This is a genomic window from Bacillus sp. 2D03 (genome assembly GCF_003946765.1).
GTDB classification, from domain to species: domain Bacteria; phylum Bacillota; class Bacilli; order Bacillales; family Bacillaceae_G; genus Bacillus_A; species Bacillus_A cereus.
The window spans coordinates 186,191-203,545 of record NZ_RPSJ01000013.1 but is presented as its reverse complement, the minus strand read 5'-3'; the positions used below and the strand labels follow the sequence as shown (position 1 = coordinate 203,545).

Below are 17,355 nucleotides of genomic sequence, written 5' to 3'. Positions count from 1 at the left end.
GCTTAAAAGGAATTGAAGCGAATGAAGATCGCTTAAAAGAGTATGTTGAGAAAAGTGTAGGAATTATTACAGCCGTGAACCCTCATATCGGTTATGAAGCAGCAGCTCGCGTTGCGAAAGAAGCAATCGCGACAGGGCAATCCGTTCGAGAACTTTGTGTGAAAAATGGTGTACTGTCACAAGAAGACTTAGAGTTAATTCTAGATCCATTCGAAATGACACACCCAGGGATTGCAGGAGCAACTCTTTTAAAGAAAAATTAAAAGAAGAGGGGGGACAAACCCCTCTTTTTTGTTTACAATATAGAAATGCTATATATGAATAGAGGTAGGGATGTTATGAGCAAGTTTACAGTAGCTTCTAATGGTGCATTAGAAACAACATTAAGAGGAGCAGAAGTATTATCAACACCACTTTTAAATAAAGGGGTAGCTTTCACACAAAATGAAAGAGAAGAGTTAGGTTTAAAAGGGTTATTACCGCCAGCGGTTTTAACGTTAGAAGAACAGGCACGCCGAGCATACGAACAATTTAGTTCGCAGCCGGATGATTTATTAAAGAATGTATACTTAACTGCGTTACATGATCGAAATGAAGTATTATTTTATCGTATATTAACAGATCATTTACGTGAAATGTTACCGATTGTATATACACCAACTGTCGGTGTAGCAATTCAAAGGTATAGTCATGAATATCGTAAACCACGTGGTATTTACTTATCAATTAACGACCCATCAGGTATTGAAGAAGCGTTTGCCAATATTGGTGCAACAGCTGAGAACATTGATTTAGTCGTTGTAACAGATGGAGAAGGTATATTAGGAATTGGTGATTGGGGTGTTGGCGGTATTAATATCGCAATCGGAAAATTAGCTGTTTACACTGCCGCAGTTGGAATCGATCCTAGCCGCGTATTACCGGTAATATTAGATGTAGGTACAAACCGTGAGGAACTATTAAACAACCCATTTTATATTGGAAATCGTCACCCTCGTATAACAGGTGAATCTTACGATGAATTTATTGATACATTTGTTCAAGCGGTAAACAAACAATTCCCGAAAGCACTTTTACATTGGGAAGACTTTAGCTCTCGTAATGCACGAAAAATTTTAGATAAATATCGTCATGATGTTTGTACGTTTAATGATGATATTCAAGGTACAGGTGCAGTTTCACTTGCGGCAGTATTATCGGCAGTGAAAGCTTCTGGTGTACCGCTAAGTGAACACCGCGTTGTTGTATTTGGTGCTGGTACGGCTGGAATCGGTATCGCAGATCAAGTTAGAGATGCAATGGTTCGCGTAGGCGTATCTGAAGAAGAATCATATAAGCGTTTCTGGTGTATTGATCGTAACGGGTTAGTTACAGATAATATGGAAGATCTTCTTGATTTCCAAATTCCGTACGCAAGAAAAGAAGTAGAAGTAAGTGGGTGGAAGCAAAATGATGTGATCGGACTTGCTGAAGTTGTGAAACATGTAAAACCGACAATTTTAATTGGTACATCTACTGTTGCAGGTGCATTTAAAGAAGAGATTATTAAAGAAATGGCTTCTCACGTAGAAAGACCAATTATTTTACCAATGTCGAATCCGACGCCACTTGCTGAAGCAAAACCAGCAGATTTAATCGAGTGGACAGAAGGAAGAGCGTTAGTTGCAACAGGAAGTCCATTTGAACCAGTTACGTATAACGGTGTAACGTACGTTATCGGGCAATCAAATAATGCACTTATTTTCCCAGGGCTTGGTCTTGGAACAATTGTAGTACGTGCAAGCGTTATGACGGATGGGATGTTCGCAGCAGCTGCTGAAGCAGTTGCAAGTATGGTAGATACAAGTCAGCCAGGCGCACCTATTTTACCAGAGGTCGAAGAATTACGTAATATCTCAGAAATGGTTGCAATTGAAGTAGCTAAAGTTGCAGTTGCAGAAGGTGTTGCAAGAGTGAACTTAAGTGATAACGATATCAAGATGGCAGTGAAAGAAGCAATGTGGAAGCCAGAGTATCGCCAAATAAAAGCGGTAGAAAAGGTTAGAATATAGAAAAAAAGCCCGTTTATAACAATAAGCGGGCTTTCGCTTTTACTACTGAAAAAAGTATAGGAAGTGGCACCTTTGAATTGGAATCAATTATGGAAGAAAGATATGTCCCTTTTAATTATATTAATGGTCGTTGTTCCGATTGCTGGGGAGCTGAACTTTCATCCCTTTAATGATACGTTTCGAGTTAGCTTCGGTACACCGCTATTCTTCTTTTTATTATTATTTTTAAGAAGAGTACCAGCAGGAGTTGCAGGTATTCTTGTTGGTATATCTGTAGTCTTATTCCGAGTATGTCTTGACTGGATCATGCAAGGTTCATTTCATATGACAGAATCATTTTATTTGCGTTATCCTGTGTTCTTCTATTATTTTATTTATGGCAGTTTTTTTTCGCTTTGTAGGGTAAATAAGTTCCATCAGAAACCAATCATTATTGGATGCCTTGGAATTTCAATTGAAATTGTTGCAAGTATGTCAGAACTTGCGTTTTATCACATGTTAGTACTAGGTACAACAATAACGATTTCTGAAGTGAATAAACTTATTATTATTGCTATTTTTCGTAGTTTCTTTGCACTTGGTTTTTTAAATATGATGAATTTATATGAAACGAAATTAAAAGAATCGCAAGTTCGAAAAGAAAATGAAAATATGTTAATGCATCTTTCTAATTTATATGTGGAATCTGTTCATTTGAAAAAGACGTTACAAAATGCGGAGTTAATTACACAAGAAGCATATCAACTATATCGAAATTTACAAGTAAGCGCTGATTCAAGTAGTAAAACAGCATTGAAAATAGCGGGGGAAGTGCATGAAATAAAAAAGGATAATCAAAGGATATTTGCAGGGTTATCTAAACTGTTATTAGATAAAAATGTGGCTGAATATGTAGAAGGACATGAGTTAGCAGAGATGATTGTTAGAATAAACGAGAAGTATGCTGAAATGCTAGAAAAGGATATACGTTTTTCTAAACATATAGAAGGTGAGCATGCTGCATACCACGTGTATACAGTGCTATCAATTTTTAATAACTTAGTTGCAAATGCAGTTGAAGCAATTGAAGATAAAGGTTTCGTTATTATTAAGCTATATAAAAGAAATCAGCATATATTTTTTGAAGTAATTGACGATGGGCCTGGTATTACACAAAAGTATAAGAAATTAGTATTTAAGCCAGGATTTACTTCCAAGTATGATCAAACGGGAACACCGTCAACTGGTATTGGGCTTTCTTACATAAATGAAATGGTAACAGAGCTAGGCGGAGAAGTGAAATTAGAAGACCGAGAAAATAAAAGAGGATGTAAGTTTATCGTTTGTTTACCAGAGGATAGTTTAAAGCGGGAAGGGGAATAGATTTGTTTTATTATATCGTAGACGATGATGAAGTTTTTCGTTCAATGCTTTCGCAAATTATTGAAGATGGAGATCTTGGAGAAGTAATTGGTGAGGCGGATGACGGAGCTTTTATTGAAGCGGATCAACTAAATTTTAAAAAAGTAGATATTTTATTTATTGATTTGTTGATGCCGATGAGGGACGGAATTGAAACAGTTCGTCACATTGCGTCAACTTTCACGGGGAAAATTATTATGATTTCTCAAGTGGAATCGAAGCAGCTTATAGGTGAGGCATATACACTTGGGGTAGAATATTATATTACAAAACCATTAAACAAAATCGAAGTTGTATCTGTTGTACGCAAAGTGATAGAGCGTATTAGATTGGAGCGTTCTATACATGATATTCAAAAATCATTGAATAACGTGTTTCAGTGGGAAAAACCGCAATTGCGTACTGAACCAGTACAAGAAGGAAAAAAGATAGGGGATTTAGGGCGCTTTTTACTATCAGAACTCGGTATTGCGGGAGAGAATGGAAGTAAAGATTTACTTAGTATGCTGGAATATTTATATGGTCAAGAAAAGGCACAGACATTTGACTTTGGCTTTCCTGCGTTAAAAGAAATTTTTCATCATATTACGATAAGGAAATTAGGGGATATAGCTTTAGAGGCGGATATTGATAAAGAGAAAAAAGCGTCTGAACAAAGAGTACGTCGAGCTATTTATCAGTCGTTAAATCATTTGGCTTCTTTAGGACTAACAGACTTTTCAAATCCAAAATTTGAAAGCTATGCTCCAAAATTTTTCGATTTTACCGTAGTTAGAAAACGGATGACAGAAATGACGAAAGATGAACTCGCATCTTCTGGTCATACGCGAATTAATACGAAGAAGTTTATTCAAGTATTGTATTTTGAGGCGAAGAGGTTGATGGAGATAGAGTGAAGAAGATGCTTATAAATAAGCATCTTCTTTTGTTAAATCAACATTTTATATTTTCTCGTGGAGCATGTAAAATGTTAAGTAAGAGAAAATGGTTTTATATTAAGGAAGTGTCAAAGCGATGAGTTTCACATTGAATAAATCGATTATTAAAGAAGTGTGCGGAGAGACCTCATATAAAAGAGGTGAAGCCTATTATAAATCAAATAAAGTGATAATAGATCAGTACGATGAAAATAAAGAAATTTGTGAGGCGACAGTAAAAGGGAACGAGGATTTCCATGTTACAGTAGCAAAAGCCAAAAAGGGTGATGTTGTTGCAAAATGTAGTTGTCCTTCATTAGCGTCTTTTCAAACGTACTGTCAACATGTTGCAGCAGTATTAATACAAATAAACTATAATCAACAAACAGGTGGAATGAGCTCCACTAGTAGCAGAAATGATCAATTGACAAGTGGTATGTTTCAGCTGTTTGCAGACAAACCACTGAGGCCAAAAAGTAAACAACACCGTTTTGATACACGTGAAATATTAGATATTGAGTTTATATGTACACCAGTAGCTACGAGAAGTGGTGGGGCTCTTCTTGGAATTCAATTGAAACTTGCCAAAGTGTATTTCATAAATCATATTAGAGAATTTCTTTCTAAGGTGGAGAAAAGGGAATCTTTTCATTGTTCAAATGAATTTACATATACACCAGATGTACATAGTTTTAAACAAGAAACGGATGCAATTATTCAGCAGCTCATTAAAATGTATCATAATGAAAAAATGTATGAAGATACGCTAGAAGTACATGCGAAACAAGATGAAAGTATGATATTTATACCACCAGCTTCATGGAAAGATATGCTCTTTTCACTTTCTAAAGTTGAATATGTACAGCTGAAACAAAATGAACAACTGTTTCAGGGATTACAAGTTTCAAAAGGGTTGTTGCCGTTACACTTTGAATTTACGAAGGGAAATAATGGCGGATTTACACTTCATATAGATGGTTTAAATCGTGTACAAGTTATGGATATGTATAACAATGCACTTTACGATGGGAAATTATATCACTTACACATTGAAGATTGTATGCGACTTATTGAATTACAAAAGATGATGAGTCGCTCAAATAGTAATCAGTTTTATATTCCAGAAAGTAAGATGGAACATTTCGTCGCGAAAGTTGTACCAGGATTAATGAAGCTCGGAACTGTACACATTGATGAAGTAATATCGGATCGTGTTGAAACACCTTCGCTAAAAGCGAAATTGTATTTAGACCGCGTGAAAAATCGCTTATTAGCAGGTCTTGAATTTCACTATGGGAACGTCATGATTAATCCGCTAGAAGAGGATGGACAGCCGTCTGTTTTTAATCGTGATGAGAAAAAGGAAAAAGAGATTTTAGACATTATGAGTGAAAGTGCTTTTGCAAAAACAGAAGGCGGTTACTTTATGCATAATGAAGAAGCTGAGTATAATTTTTTATATCACGTCGTGCCAACATTAAAAGGTTTAGTTGATATTTATGCGACGACAGCAATCAAATTGCGAATTAGTAAAGGGGATGCAGTTCCTCTTATTAGAGTGAGAAGAAAAGAAAGAATTGATTGGTTGTCATTTCGTTTTGATATAAAAGGAATACCAGAAGCAGAAATTAAAGGTGTATTAGCGGCCCTTGAAGAGAAACGTAAATATTATCGATTGGCGAATGGTTCGTTTTTATCGCTAGAGAGTAAAGAGTTTAATGAAATTAATCAGTTTATAAAAGAATCAGGTATTCGGAAAGAATTTTTACATGGAGAAGAGGTAAATGTTCCACTTATTCGGAGTGTAAAATGGATGAACGGACTTCATGAAGGCAATGTTTTAAGTTTAGATGATTCTGTTCAAGAGTTAGTAGAAAACATTCAAAACCCGAAAAAATTAAATTTTGCTGTGCCAAATACTTTAAATGCAGAAATGAGAAAGTATCAAGTATATGGGTTCGAATGGATGAAAACACTTGCTCATTACCGTTTTGGGGGTATTTTAGCAGATGATATGGGACTTGGAAAAACGTTGCAAAGCATTGCGTTTATAGATTCTGTTTTGCCTGAGATTCGAGAAAAGAAACTACCTATATTAGTCGTTTCACCATCATCTCTTGTTTATAATTGGTTTAGTGAATTGAAAAAATTCGCCCCGCATATTAGAGCAGTTATTGCAGATGGAAACCAAGCAGAGCGCCGGAAAATTTTGAAAGATATAACGGAATTTGATGTCGTAATTACGTCATATCCATTACTGAGAAGAGATATAAGATTGTATGCAAGACCATTTCATACACTATTCCTTGATGAAGCGCAGGCGTTTAAAAACCCTACAACGCAAACGGCAAGAGCTGTGAAAACAATTCAAGCTGAATACCGTTTTGGGCTAACGGGTACACCTGTAGAAAATTCATTAGAAGAGCTATGGTCTATCTTCCATGTCGTCTTCCCAGAATTATTACCAGGAAGAAAAGAGTTCGGTGATTTAAGGCGTGAAGATATAGCGAAGCGAGTGAAACCATTCGTATTAAGACGATTAAAAGGGGACGTATTAAATGAGTTGCCAGAGAAAATAGAGCACTTACAATCATCGGAGTTATTACCCGATCAAAAGAGTCTCTATGCTGCTTATTTAGCGAAGCTAAGGGAAGAAACGTTAAAGCATTTAGACAAAGATACGTTACGTAAAAATAAAATTAGAATTTTAGCTGGTTTAACGAGATTGCGACAAATTTGTTGTCATCCTGCTTTATTTGTTGATGATTACAAAGGAAGTTCAGCTAAATTTGAACAACTGTTAGAGATTTTAGAGGAATGTAGAAGTACAGGAAAGAGAATATTAATTTTTTCTCAATTTACGAAGATGCTTTCCATTATTGGTCGTGAGTTAAATCACCAAGCAATTCCATACTTTTATTTAGACGGGAGTACACCAGCGCAGGAACGTGTAGAGCTGTGCGATCGGTTTAACGAAGGAGAAGGGGATCTATTTCTCATTTCTTTAAAAGCTGGTGGTACCGGACTTAATTTAACTGGTGCAGATACAGTAATATTATACGATTTATGGTGGAATCCAGCTGTTGAACAACAAGCGGCCGATAGAGCGTATCGAATGGGGCAAAAAAATACAGTGCAAGTTATAAAGCTAGTAGCCCACGGAACAATTGAGGAGAAAATGCATGAACTGCAAGAAAGTAAGAAAAATTTAATTGCTGAAGTGATTGAGCCGGGAGAAGAAAAATTAGCATCCATCACGGAGGAAGAAATACGAGATATTTTAATGATTTAATATGAAAAAGCTATGCTTTCACATGTGAAAGCATAGCTTTTTGTTGTAATAATTATATTTTGTTTTGTGCAAAGTAAAGAAATCAAATGTTATTTAAATTACTTCTTTGTACCTTTACTTTTGTATGGCTTTGCAGCTGCCTTTTTCTTTGCACTTGATTGCCAACGGTTCCATCCTTTACTTCCTGTACCTTGTCCTACACCTTTTTTCGGTTTTGCTTTCGTTTTACTCATATGATCACTCCGTTATATAAAAATCTTATTTGATAATAGTCAATGATTTAGAAAATACTCTTTATAAATGACTATGATTGCTTTAAGTAAAAATAAACTGCTTGAATGCTATAGTATATCATGAAATTGCAAGTAAACTGAAAGGAATTATAAAGAAAATGAAAATAATAAGAAATACTGCGGATTCTATATTCCGAACGATCACATTAATTATTGTGTATACGTTAGTTTCGGTCAGTGAAACATTTTTTGGATTGACGAGGCAGAAAAAGTAAAGATGTTAAATTAACAACAATCAATAAAGCCGTAAAATAAAGAATTGAAAAATATTTTAAAACTTTTTGTTGACTTTCTTTATTTTTTGTATAGAATAATCATTAATAAAATGTTTCAGAGATGTGACAACAAAACGACTATGAAAGGACGAGTAGTAGTAGGACGTAGTTTAAGCGAGTCAGGGGTGGTGTGAGCCTGATACGAAGCCTATTATGAAGAACCTCCTGGAGTTGCTAACCGAAATCCTTTATAGGAAAGTAGACTTAGCCGGGAACTTCGCCGTTACAAGAAGAACAGTATCGAGATATTTCATCTCCGTATTGTATAAGTGAGCAACCTCTGTTGCTAATTTGGGTGGTACCGCGGAACCAAAGCCTTTCGTCCCAGTTTTTTGGGAAAGAAGGGCTTTTTTTGTTGGCTTCTTTTCACAACATCCAAACATTTTAGGGGGAAACCACCATGTATCAATCATTAATGACAGTAAGAGAGACTCAAATTGCAATTAAGGAAGTTAAAACATTTTTCGAGGACCAATTAGCAAAACGCCTTGAACTATTCCGCGTATCTGCACCATTATTCGTAACGAAAAAATCAGGATTAAACGATCACCTAAACGGTGTAGAACGTCCAATTGAATTTGATATGTTACATTCAGGAGAAGAATTAGAAATTGTTCATTCACTAGCGAAATGGAAACGATTTGCATTACATGAATATGGATATGAAGCTGGTGAAGGTTTATATACAAACATGAACGCGATTCGTCGTGATGAAGAACTTGATGCAACGCATTCCATTTACGTTGACCAATGGGATTGGGAAAAAATCGTTCAAAAAGAATGGCGTACTGTCGATTACTTACAAAAAACAGTACAAACAATTTATGGAATATTCAAAGATTTAGAAGATCACTTATTTGAAAAATATCCGTTCCTTGGAAAGTATTTACCGGAAGAAATTGTTTTCGTTACTTCTCAAGAATTAGAAGATAAATATCCAGAATTAACACCGAAAGATCGTGAACATGCAATTGCGAAAGAACATGGTGCAGTCTTCATTATCGGAATTGGTGATGCACTTCGTTCAGGTGAAAAGCACGACGGACGCGCAGCTGATTATGACGATTGGAAATTAAACGGTGACATTTTATTCTGGCACCCAGTACTACAATCTTCATTTGAATTATCATCAATGGGAATTCGTGTTGATAGTAAATCACTTGATGAGCAGTTAACGAAAACTGGTGAAGACTTCAAACGTGAGTATGATTTCCATAAAGGTATACTAGAAGACGTACTACCATTAACAATCGGCGGTGGCATTGGACAATCAAGAATGTGCATGTACTTCTTACGTAAAGCTCATATCGGTGAAGTTCAATCTTCTGTATGGCCTGACGATTTACGTGCAGCTTGTAAGAAAGAAAACATTCATCTGTTTTAATAGAAGTGAGGGAATAGCTTAAATATAGAGCTATTCCCTCTTTTTTATAAAACATTACTTATTTATTACCGAGTTCTTCCGCTAAACCGATTAAAATTCCTTCGACTCCACGAATGTAGCAGAGACGATACGAGTTCTCGTACTGAACTACTTCACCAACGAGCTCTGCACCATGCTTAGTGAGTCTCGATACCATTTCGTCAATGTCTTCAACGGTGAACATGACGCGTAGATAACCGAGGGCGTTTACAGGAGCATTTCGGTGATCTGATATAGTAGGAGGGGTGAGAAATCGCGAAAGTTCAATTCGGCTGTGGCCATCTGGAGTGGCCATCATAGCGATCTCTACGCACTGAGAACCGAGTCCAGTTACGCGACCAGCCCATTCACCTTCGACATTGGCTCGACCTTCGAGATTCAAGCCAATCTCCTCAAAGAAAGAGATTGCGTTATCAAGGGATTCTACAACGATGCTGACATTGTCCATTCGTAGTAATTTGTTTTTTGCCATAGTCTTATCTCCTTATGTATAAAAGTCTATTATTTAATTATCCCCGTAATTATACTACTAAGTAGTTACAAATTCCTTTCAGTCAAAAACACCTTGTCACAGTATAGGAAAATGTGACAAGGTGTTTTTTAATATGTCATATAGCATCTTGTTAACGAACAGCTTTTTATTTAATAGGAATGTAATACATTAATCAGATTTTTTTAGTATTACTAAATATATCAGATTAGCTCATTTGCACGAAAGGCTCAATTTTCGCCATAAATGATTGATGCAGCGCCTCAACGCCTGTTACTAAATGAAGGCGGTCAATAACGACAGACACTTTAATTTCTGATGTACTTACCATTTTAATATGAATATCTTCTTCTTTTAAAGTAGTGAACATATTTGCAGCGACACCTGGGTTAGATACCATGCCAGATCCTACGATTGATACTTTTGCTAAGTGATTTTCATGTTCTACAGATTCATAGTGAAGAGTTTCTTGATTTTGTTCCAAAACTTCTAAAGTTTCTCTTAAATCATTCGAATGAATGGAGAAGGAGAGGTGTACAGTTCCTTCATTTGTAATACTTTGAATGATGATATCTACATTAATGTGTGCTGCTGCTAATGTAGAGAAAACTGTTGAAAGCGAGCCTTGTTCTAATCCTTTAATTGTGACACGTGTAATGTTATCCTCAAATGCAATACCTTTAACGATTGATTGTTGTTCCATGTTACATTCTCCTTTTACAATTGTTCCGTTTTCTTGTTCCATACTTGAGCGAACTTCTAAAACTACGTTATGATTTTTAGCAAACTCAACAGCGCGCGGGTGTAATACGCCGGCACCGAGATTAGCAAGCTCTAACATTTCGTCATAAGAAATTTCGTCTAATTTGTAAGCATCTTTTACAACTCGTGGGTCCGTCGTATATACACCTGTCACATCCGTATAAATATCACATTTTTTTGCTTTAAGTGCAGCAGCTAATGCGACAGCAGTCGTATCAGAGCCACCACGGCCAAGCGTTGTAATTTCATTGTCTACACTTATACCTTGGAAACCAGCTACGATAACAATCGTACCTTCAGCAAGATAAGATTGAATACGATCTGTATGAATGTCAGTAATCCGTGCACTACTATGTACAGATTCTGTCGTAATACCTGCTTGCCACCCTGTTAATGAAATTGCATGATAGCCTTTTGCTTGCAGTGCCATTGTTAATAATGAAATAGTTACTTGTTCTCCTGTAGATAGAAGCATATCCATTTCACGTTTATTTGGATTTTCTGTGATAGCGTTAGCGAGTGCGACAAGTTCATCTGTGCTTTTTCCCATTGCTGAAACGACAGAGACAATGCTATGACCTCGTTCATATTCTTCAATAATTAAATTTGCTACATGTTGAATGCGTTCGACGCTTCCGACAGAAGTGCCACCAAATTTTTGAACAATTGTTTCCATTACAAATTCCTTCTTTCGTCTATTTTTAAGAATAGATTAGGAAATATATAAATCCCAATACTCCTGTAGTTACCAGAAAGACAAACAAAAAACACCATCTCAAATAAGTGAGGATGGTGCTGTTACAGGAAAAGGGAAACAGAAAACGGAGCTAATAAAAAAACCGCCAAAAAAGGAATATCATAAAAAAATGATATCTCTTTTTTGTAGATAGCTCTTCATACGTACATGTCTGTACATATGACAGTTCTGTTTCTATTCGAAAACAGCCCCAATTGATAAATGCAGAGAAATTTATCAATTTCGGCAATACTTCCTTTCATCTAAGTTCATAGACATCTCTGTGTCTCCATTAGAATACTCATAAGTATCGCAACCTCTATCTCACGTTTTAGGCGAGAGTGTTTGATTTATGAAGTTGTTGGTAACATTTGTTTTATAATAATTTAAATTTTTCGGGGAATCAAGTGTTTTATATATATTTTAAAAATTCTTTCTTTTTTGAGGAAGTTTGTGAAAAATGTAGCAAAATAAATTCATTGCATGTACATTAAACTTATAGTGCATAGGAGGTGGGGAGAATGAAAAGGAAACAGCCTATTTATGTTGCGACAAAAATGAACACGACGATGGAAAAATTATGGGAATATACGCAAGAACCAGATATACATACAGAGTGGGATGCTCGCTTTACTGAAATTTCGTATTTAGAGAAAAAAGAAGGAGAACCACAGAAGTTTTTGTATAAAACAAAGATTGGATTTGGGCTTGAAATAGTTGGAGAAGGGGAATCAATAGGTGAAATAAGAAAAGAAACTGGTGAAAGAATTTCTTCTTTAAAATTTTGGACGGATAATACATTATCTCTTATTCAAATAGGACGTGGTTATTGGAAGTATACGCCCAATAAAGAATACATCCATTTTGAGACACAATATGATTATGATACAAGATTTGGTCGTATAGGAAATGTGATAGATTCCTATATTTTTCGTCCGTTATTAGGTTGGGCGACTGCTTGGAGTTTTGATGCCTTAAAATTATGGTTAGAAAAGGGGCTTCATCCTAGGTTACTAATTAGAAGAACAATGACGTATTGGCTCGTATGTTCTTTATTTGCTTTTGTATGGATATATCAAGGGATAGTGCCAAAACTACTGTTTACTCATTCAGAAGAAGTAAAGATGCTTTCTTTATTAATCGGTTCAAATGAAAGTAGTGTATGTATACTTAAAATAATTGGGGGGTTAGAAATAATTTTCGGTGTCGTATGGCTGTTGCCACTAACAAAACGAAAATTATTTATACTGCATATTATTGTATTACTAGTTTTAACGTTAGCGGCAGGATTTACGAATATCGCAAGCTTTACAGGACCGTTTAATCCGATTACATTAAATGTTCTTTTAATGGGGTTATCAATTGTCGGTTATATAAATAGTTTCGATTTACCAAGCGCGAAAAATTGCAAGAGGACGAGAAAGGGATAAGTATATGGCTAATATGTATGAACGATTATTAGGGGATACCTATAAAAATCTTCATCCTGAATTGCAGAAGCGTTATGCGATTACAGAAGAGAATAGTTTTACAGGGGAAGGAAAGATGGATGAAATTTACGGTGGCTCTTTTTTCGTGAAATTTATATTGAAAATTGCATCGAAGTTTCGAATGTTTTTCTCGGAACGAGGAGAGGAAATTCCATTTACGATACAAAACATAGCTGAGCGAGATGAATATGGACAAGAATTAGTAAGGTGGAACCGTACTTTTTATTTTCATAATAAGAAAAGATATTTTAATGCAGTTATGCAATTGGATGAAAACGAAAATGAAATTGTAGATTATTTTGGTGAACCACATTTACTCGTTTCTACACTGCATTTTCATATCGATGAGTTAGGGGCAATGCATATTTCTTCAAAGAAACAATGGTTTTATATGTTTGGAAGAAAAATGCCGTTACCAAAATTTTTGTATGGTGAGGCAAAAATTGTTGAAAGTTATGATGAAACACTACAATGTTTTCGAATTCATGTACAAGTACGAAACCCGTTAATTGGTTCGCTTTTTTCATATAAGGGAACATTTGTGGAAAGGGAATAGACGATATGAAAAATATAATATTTGGGCTTGCTTGCTATGTTGTTTTTCTAATATGTGAGTGGTCGAATATAAATCCTGTTGAAGCAATTATATTATTATCTGTTTTATTATTTATACCAATGTCATTTTGTATTATTGATAAAAGAAAAAGAGATGGATCGCAATTATTATTTTATAAATCCGTATCATTTTTATATCCAATCGCAGCAATTTGTGCAATGTTAGCTTTCGTCACAAATCACTATTTATTTGCGCTAGTTTGGTTTGTATATACAGGAATTGTTGCGTTATTTGGTGTAAGTAGATTGCTAGAAAGAGGATGGAAGCCGTTAGAAGAGATCGCCATAGATAGTGCGTTTATTTATTTGTTTTTAGGTGGTTTTTGGTTTTCTGCTTCAGTAGCAAAACTTTCAATTATGCATTTTAGCTCTGACATTGTTTTACTCACAGCTGCACATTTTCATTATTCGGCGTTTCTATTGCCATTATCAGCTGGTTTAATAGGGAGAAAAAGAGAAAAGAGAAGTAAAGTGTATGATGCTATTATGTTTATCATCATGATTTCACCTATGACAGTTGCAATAGGAATTACATACTCAAGAATATTTGAATTTTTTGCAGTGTTCCTATATTTATGTGCAATTTATGGGTATGGATTTTATGTTTGGAGAGCAAAATTTAATGCTATCAGTGCAAAGATTCTTCTAATCGTTTCGTCTAGTACACTCATGGTTACAATTATGTTCTCACTTATATATTCATACGGGAATTTGAAGCATGTCTTGACGATTACAATTGCTCAAATGGTTTGGATTCATGGTGTTGTCAACGGAATTGGAGTAGCGTTACCGGCATTTATCGGCTGGGTGATTGAAAAGAGTGTTCCGAATTATAAATACTATGGGAAACCAATAAGTAAGTTAAGAGGAAATATGGCAATTGGTGAGGCTTATTTATATAGCAGCAATTTAGTAGACAGTAAGGAATACAACGGTTTAGTTGATAAAGTAAATGACTTTCATAGTGAGGCATTTGATGTGACAAAGGTTCCTTTAAGTATTATTCATTTTTATGAAAATACAGCAGAGTATGAATTGCAATCGAATATTAAATGGGCTCGTTGGTTCCGTCCGTTCGCACTTTGCTATGAGAAAATGAGTAAGCGTGTAGAACAAATACATTTAGGAATGGGCGGCAATTGGGAAACGATGCATGGCTCTATCATTAGTGTCATAGATGAGAAAGATGGAAGAGAGAATGTAAGGGCTTGGCTAAGAAAAAATGAAGCAGGTAAATCTATTTTTGTAGCTCTTTATTCAAAGCATACAAATAAGAATGAGACATATATGAATATCGCCTTACCTTTACCTTATTCGAATATGACTGGTATTTTGAAACTATATAATGATAGTCATGATTTAATTATTACTAGTAAGTTAAGAGAAAATGGTCAGGGAGATGAGGGGATTTATTTACATACTCGGTTCTTGACAATCCGTTTACCGTTAGCAGAGACTTTTATTATAAAAGAGCGCACGGATCACATACTAGAAGCTAATCATAGAATGTGGATATTTGGAGTTAAGTTTTTAGAAATTGATTATAAGATTAAGAAAGGAGAGGAGAAGTAAGAAAAGCTTGGAGAGATTCCAAGCTTTTTTACGTATGTGTAATTGTTATAGCAACTTGTTTATCTAGCTCATTATCCCAAACACGTTGAATTTCAAAGGTGCCTTTTTCAAAAAATAATGGGAATCTTTCTTTAAACCAATCTTGCATAGGAAGCTTTAGTGCTGTATCGATTGGTATCCATAATAATTTGCCCTCAGGTGGGTTTAAAAGAAGTTCACCTTCAAATGAGTCTGTCCAGTAGTTAAATACCATGTACCGAACATTCCCTTTCGGATTTACATATTCATCTAATCCCTTAAAATTTAAATCCGAAACAAGTAATCCGGTTTCTTCTTTTACTTCCCTTATAGCGGCTTGAACGATACTTTCGGGAAAATCTACTTTGCCGCCAGGAGCTATGTAGCCAGGGAAACCTCGATGATTGGGTCGTTTTACGAGTAAAACTTCATTGTTGCGCTGGATCATACACATTGTATAGATTTGGTGTTCGATGTTATGTGAATTTGGAGGCATAATGATGCATTCTCCTTTATATTTTTTTGATAATTTTACCATAACATAATGGTTTCTTATATAATTGGAAATATAATATTATGAATTTTCAGTCGTATATTATGTATTCTATAGTCATTTGAAAAGAGGAGAGAGACATGCAAGGGGAAATACAAAAGGAGAAAAGTTTAAGTTATATTGGAAAATTATTATTACCAGTTAAAGTATCAACGCACTTTAAGTTTTTATGGATTGGACAATTACTCTCGGCCTTAGGTAGTTCGATAACTATGGTCATACTTCCAGTTGTTGTGTATTCATTAACTGGCTCAACAGTTGTAATGGGGATGACGATGGCAATGTACATGCTACCTAATATTCTTGCTTTACCGTTTGCAGGTTTAGTTGTAGACCGAATTGATCGGGTTAAATTAATGTTATTTACGGATATAATCCGCTGTATATTAATGCTATTACTTGCATCGCTTATATTTATGGATTTATTAACAATTACGATTTTATATATTCTCGTTGCCATATACGGAATTATGGAAGGGATATTCCAACCAGCATATTCTGCTGTAAGGGCGAAAGTATTCGTTCCTGAAATTCGTAATGCAGCTAACGCACTCACTCAAATGAGTAATCAAGGTATACGATTGATTGGGCCAGCACTTGGTGGGTTAATCGTATCGGTTGCATCTGCAGGGATAGGTTTCGGACTAGATGCAGCAACGTACTTATTATCATTTTTATGTTTATTATTTTTAAAAGAAATTAAGTTTAAAAAAGTAAAACCCATTGAAAAGAGTAAGCTTACTTACAAACAAGAGTTTATGGAAGGTGTTTTAGTTTTAAAAAGTCATCCGTGGCTGTGGATTACAATTTTAGTTTTTTCTTTTATAAATATTTGTTATGCCGGCATTATCGTCGTATTAATTCCATGGTTATTTAATGTTCATCATCATTTTGAAGCTTACGTGTATGGGCTTGGCATGGCCTTTTCTGGTGGTGGGGCTATAATTGCCGCAGTAATATTTGGTGGGAAAGAGCGATGGCATAAGAGAGGATTACTGGCTTATGGAGGTGTTTTAATGAGTGGCATTGCTTTATTAATTATGCCATTCATTTCTTGGGCACCCGCTTTAATATTCTTAATGGCAATTGAAGGATTTGGCATGATGATATTTGGACTTATTTGGGAAACGAGTTTACAGGAGCTTGTACCAGAAGAAGCATTCGGAAGAGTGGCAAGCCTTGATATGTTGGGTTCTTTTGCTTTATTGCCATTAGGGTATGTAGTTGTAGGCTGGTTAGCTACTGTCATAGGTGGCGAAATAACTATTATAACACTAGCTAGTTTAGTAATTTTAACAATTGGAATAGCATTGTCTGTACCGAGTATTCGTCGATTTAATTGATTATATGGGAAAAGAGGGCTAGACCTATATAGAAAATAACTTAGCATATAATCAACTAGTATTAATAAAACACCTTTGTAATGAAAAACTGTCCGTACATATTTGGCACAACAAAATTAGAAAT

14 protein-coding genes, 1 riboswitch and 1 other annotated feature are annotated in these 17,355 nt (G+C 35.3%); of the genes, 10 read left to right on the top strand and 4 right to left on the bottom strand.

Annotated elements, in window-relative coordinates:
• From EBQ15_RS25175 to EBQ15_RS25155, 5 genes are all read left to right on the top strand, one after another.
• The coding region (locus EBQ15_RS25175) for an aspartate ammonia-lyase (protein WP_118043439.1) at positions 1 to 263 on the top strand (263 nt) is incomplete at its 5' end.
• Between the two features lie 75 nt (positions 264 to 338).
• Positions 339 to 2,051 carry an oxaloacetate-decarboxylating malate dehydrogenase gene (gene malS / locus EBQ15_RS25170; protein WP_001987072.1) on the top strand — a complete coding sequence of 571 codons (1,713 nt, stop codon included), beginning with the start codon at positions 339 to 341 and terminating at the stop codon, positions 2,049 to 2,051.
• A gap of 63 nt (positions 2,052 to 2,114) precedes the next feature.
• Positions 2,115 to 3,413, top strand: coding sequence for a sensor histidine kinase (locus EBQ15_RS25165; RefSeq protein ID WP_001999566.1), 1,299 nt, complete (start codon positions 2,115 to 2,117; stop codon positions 3,411 to 3,413).
• Positions 3,414 to 3,415: 2 nt separating this feature from the next.
• Positions 3,416 to 4,348: a response regulator gene (locus EBQ15_RS25160; RefSeq protein WP_000500299.1), complete on the top strand. Its 933-nt coding sequence runs from the start codon at positions 3,416 to 3,418 to the stop codon at positions 4,346 to 4,348.
• Between the two features lie 118 nt (positions 4,349 to 4,466).
• Positions 4,467 to 7,661 (top strand): DEAD/DEAH box helicase, encoded by a 3,195-nt coding sequence (locus tag EBQ15_RS25155; RefSeq protein WP_000011049.1) that lies wholly within the window; start codon positions 4,467 to 4,469, stop codon positions 7,659 to 7,661.
• Between the two features lie 98 nt (positions 7,662 to 7,759).
• Here the strand turns inward: EBQ15_RS25155 and EBQ15_RS25150 are convergent, their stop codons facing one another.
• A complete protein-coding gene (locus tag EBQ15_RS25150; RefSeq protein WP_000047588.1) occupies positions 7,760 to 7,894 on the bottom strand; it encodes a DUF3934 domain-containing protein in 135 nt (44 codons plus the stop codon).
• Between the two features lie 406 nt (positions 7,895 to 8,300).
• Positions 8,301 to 8,559, top strand: a binding site (T-box leader).
• A gap of 70 nt (positions 8,560 to 8,629) precedes the next feature.
• Here EBQ15_RS25150 and asnA point away from each other — a divergent pair.
• Positions 8,630 to 9,613 (top strand): aspartate--ammonia ligase, encoded by a 984-nt coding sequence (gene asnA / locus EBQ15_RS25140; RefSeq protein WP_000284914.1) that lies wholly within the window; start codon positions 8,630 to 8,632, stop codon positions 9,611 to 9,613.
• Positions 9,614 to 9,671: 58 nt separating this feature from the next.
• Here the strand turns inward: asnA and EBQ15_RS25135 are convergent, their stop codons facing one another.
• Positions 9,672 to 10,124 carry a VOC family protein gene (locus EBQ15_RS25135; RefSeq protein ID WP_001107257.1) on the bottom strand — a complete coding sequence of 151 codons (453 nt, stop codon included), beginning with the start codon at positions 10,122 to 10,124 and terminating at the stop codon, positions 9,672 to 9,674.
• A gap of 226 nt (positions 10,125 to 10,350) precedes the next feature.
• The gene (locus EBQ15_RS25130; protein ID WP_000448024.1) at positions 10,351 to 11,580 is read right to left on the bottom strand and encodes an aspartate kinase; all 1,230 of its coding nucleotides are present in this window, start codon (positions 11,578 to 11,580) and stop codon (positions 10,351 to 10,353) included.
• A gap of 203 nt (positions 11,581 to 11,783) precedes the next feature.
• Positions 11,784 to 11,970, bottom strand: a riboswitch (Lysine riboswitch).
• A gap of 191 nt (positions 11,971 to 12,161) precedes the next feature.
• On the opposite strand from EBQ15_RS25130, the gene EBQ15_RS25120 reads away from it, so the two are divergent.
• The 3 genes from EBQ15_RS25120 to EBQ15_RS25110 are packed head-to-tail and all read left to right on the top strand — an operon-like array spanning position 12,162 to position 15,317.
• A complete protein-coding gene (locus EBQ15_RS25120; RefSeq protein ID WP_000823949.1) occupies positions 12,162 to 13,070 on the top strand; it encodes a DoxX-like family protein in 909 nt (302 codons plus the stop codon).
• A gap of 4 nt (positions 13,071 to 13,074) precedes the next feature.
• Positions 13,075 to 13,686, top strand: coding sequence for a DUF4166 domain-containing protein (locus EBQ15_RS25115; RefSeq protein ID WP_000002650.1), 612 nt, complete (start codon positions 13,075 to 13,077; stop codon positions 13,684 to 13,686).
• Positions 13,687 to 13,691: 5 nt separating this feature from the next.
• On the top strand, positions 13,692 to 15,317 hold the full coding sequence (locus EBQ15_RS25110) for a YndJ family protein (RefSeq protein ID WP_000789372.1): 1,626 nt from the start codon (positions 13,692 to 13,694) through the stop codon (positions 15,315 to 15,317).
• Positions 15,318 to 15,345: 28 nt separating this feature from the next.
• Here the strand turns inward: EBQ15_RS25110 and EBQ15_RS25105 are convergent, their stop codons facing one another.
• On the bottom strand, positions 15,346 to 15,831 hold the full coding sequence (locus tag EBQ15_RS25105) for an 8-oxo-dGTP diphosphatase (protein WP_001134949.1): 486 nt from the start codon (positions 15,829 to 15,831) through the stop codon (positions 15,346 to 15,348).
• A gap of 137 nt (positions 15,832 to 15,968) precedes the next feature.
• On the opposite strand from EBQ15_RS25105, the gene EBQ15_RS25100 reads away from it, so the two are divergent.
• Positions 15,969 to 17,231 (top strand): MFS transporter, encoded by a 1,263-nt coding sequence (locus tag EBQ15_RS25100; RefSeq protein ID WP_001161171.1) that lies wholly within the window; start codon positions 15,969 to 15,971, stop codon positions 17,229 to 17,231.
• The last annotated feature ends 124 nt before the right edge of the window (positions 17,232 to 17,355 follow it).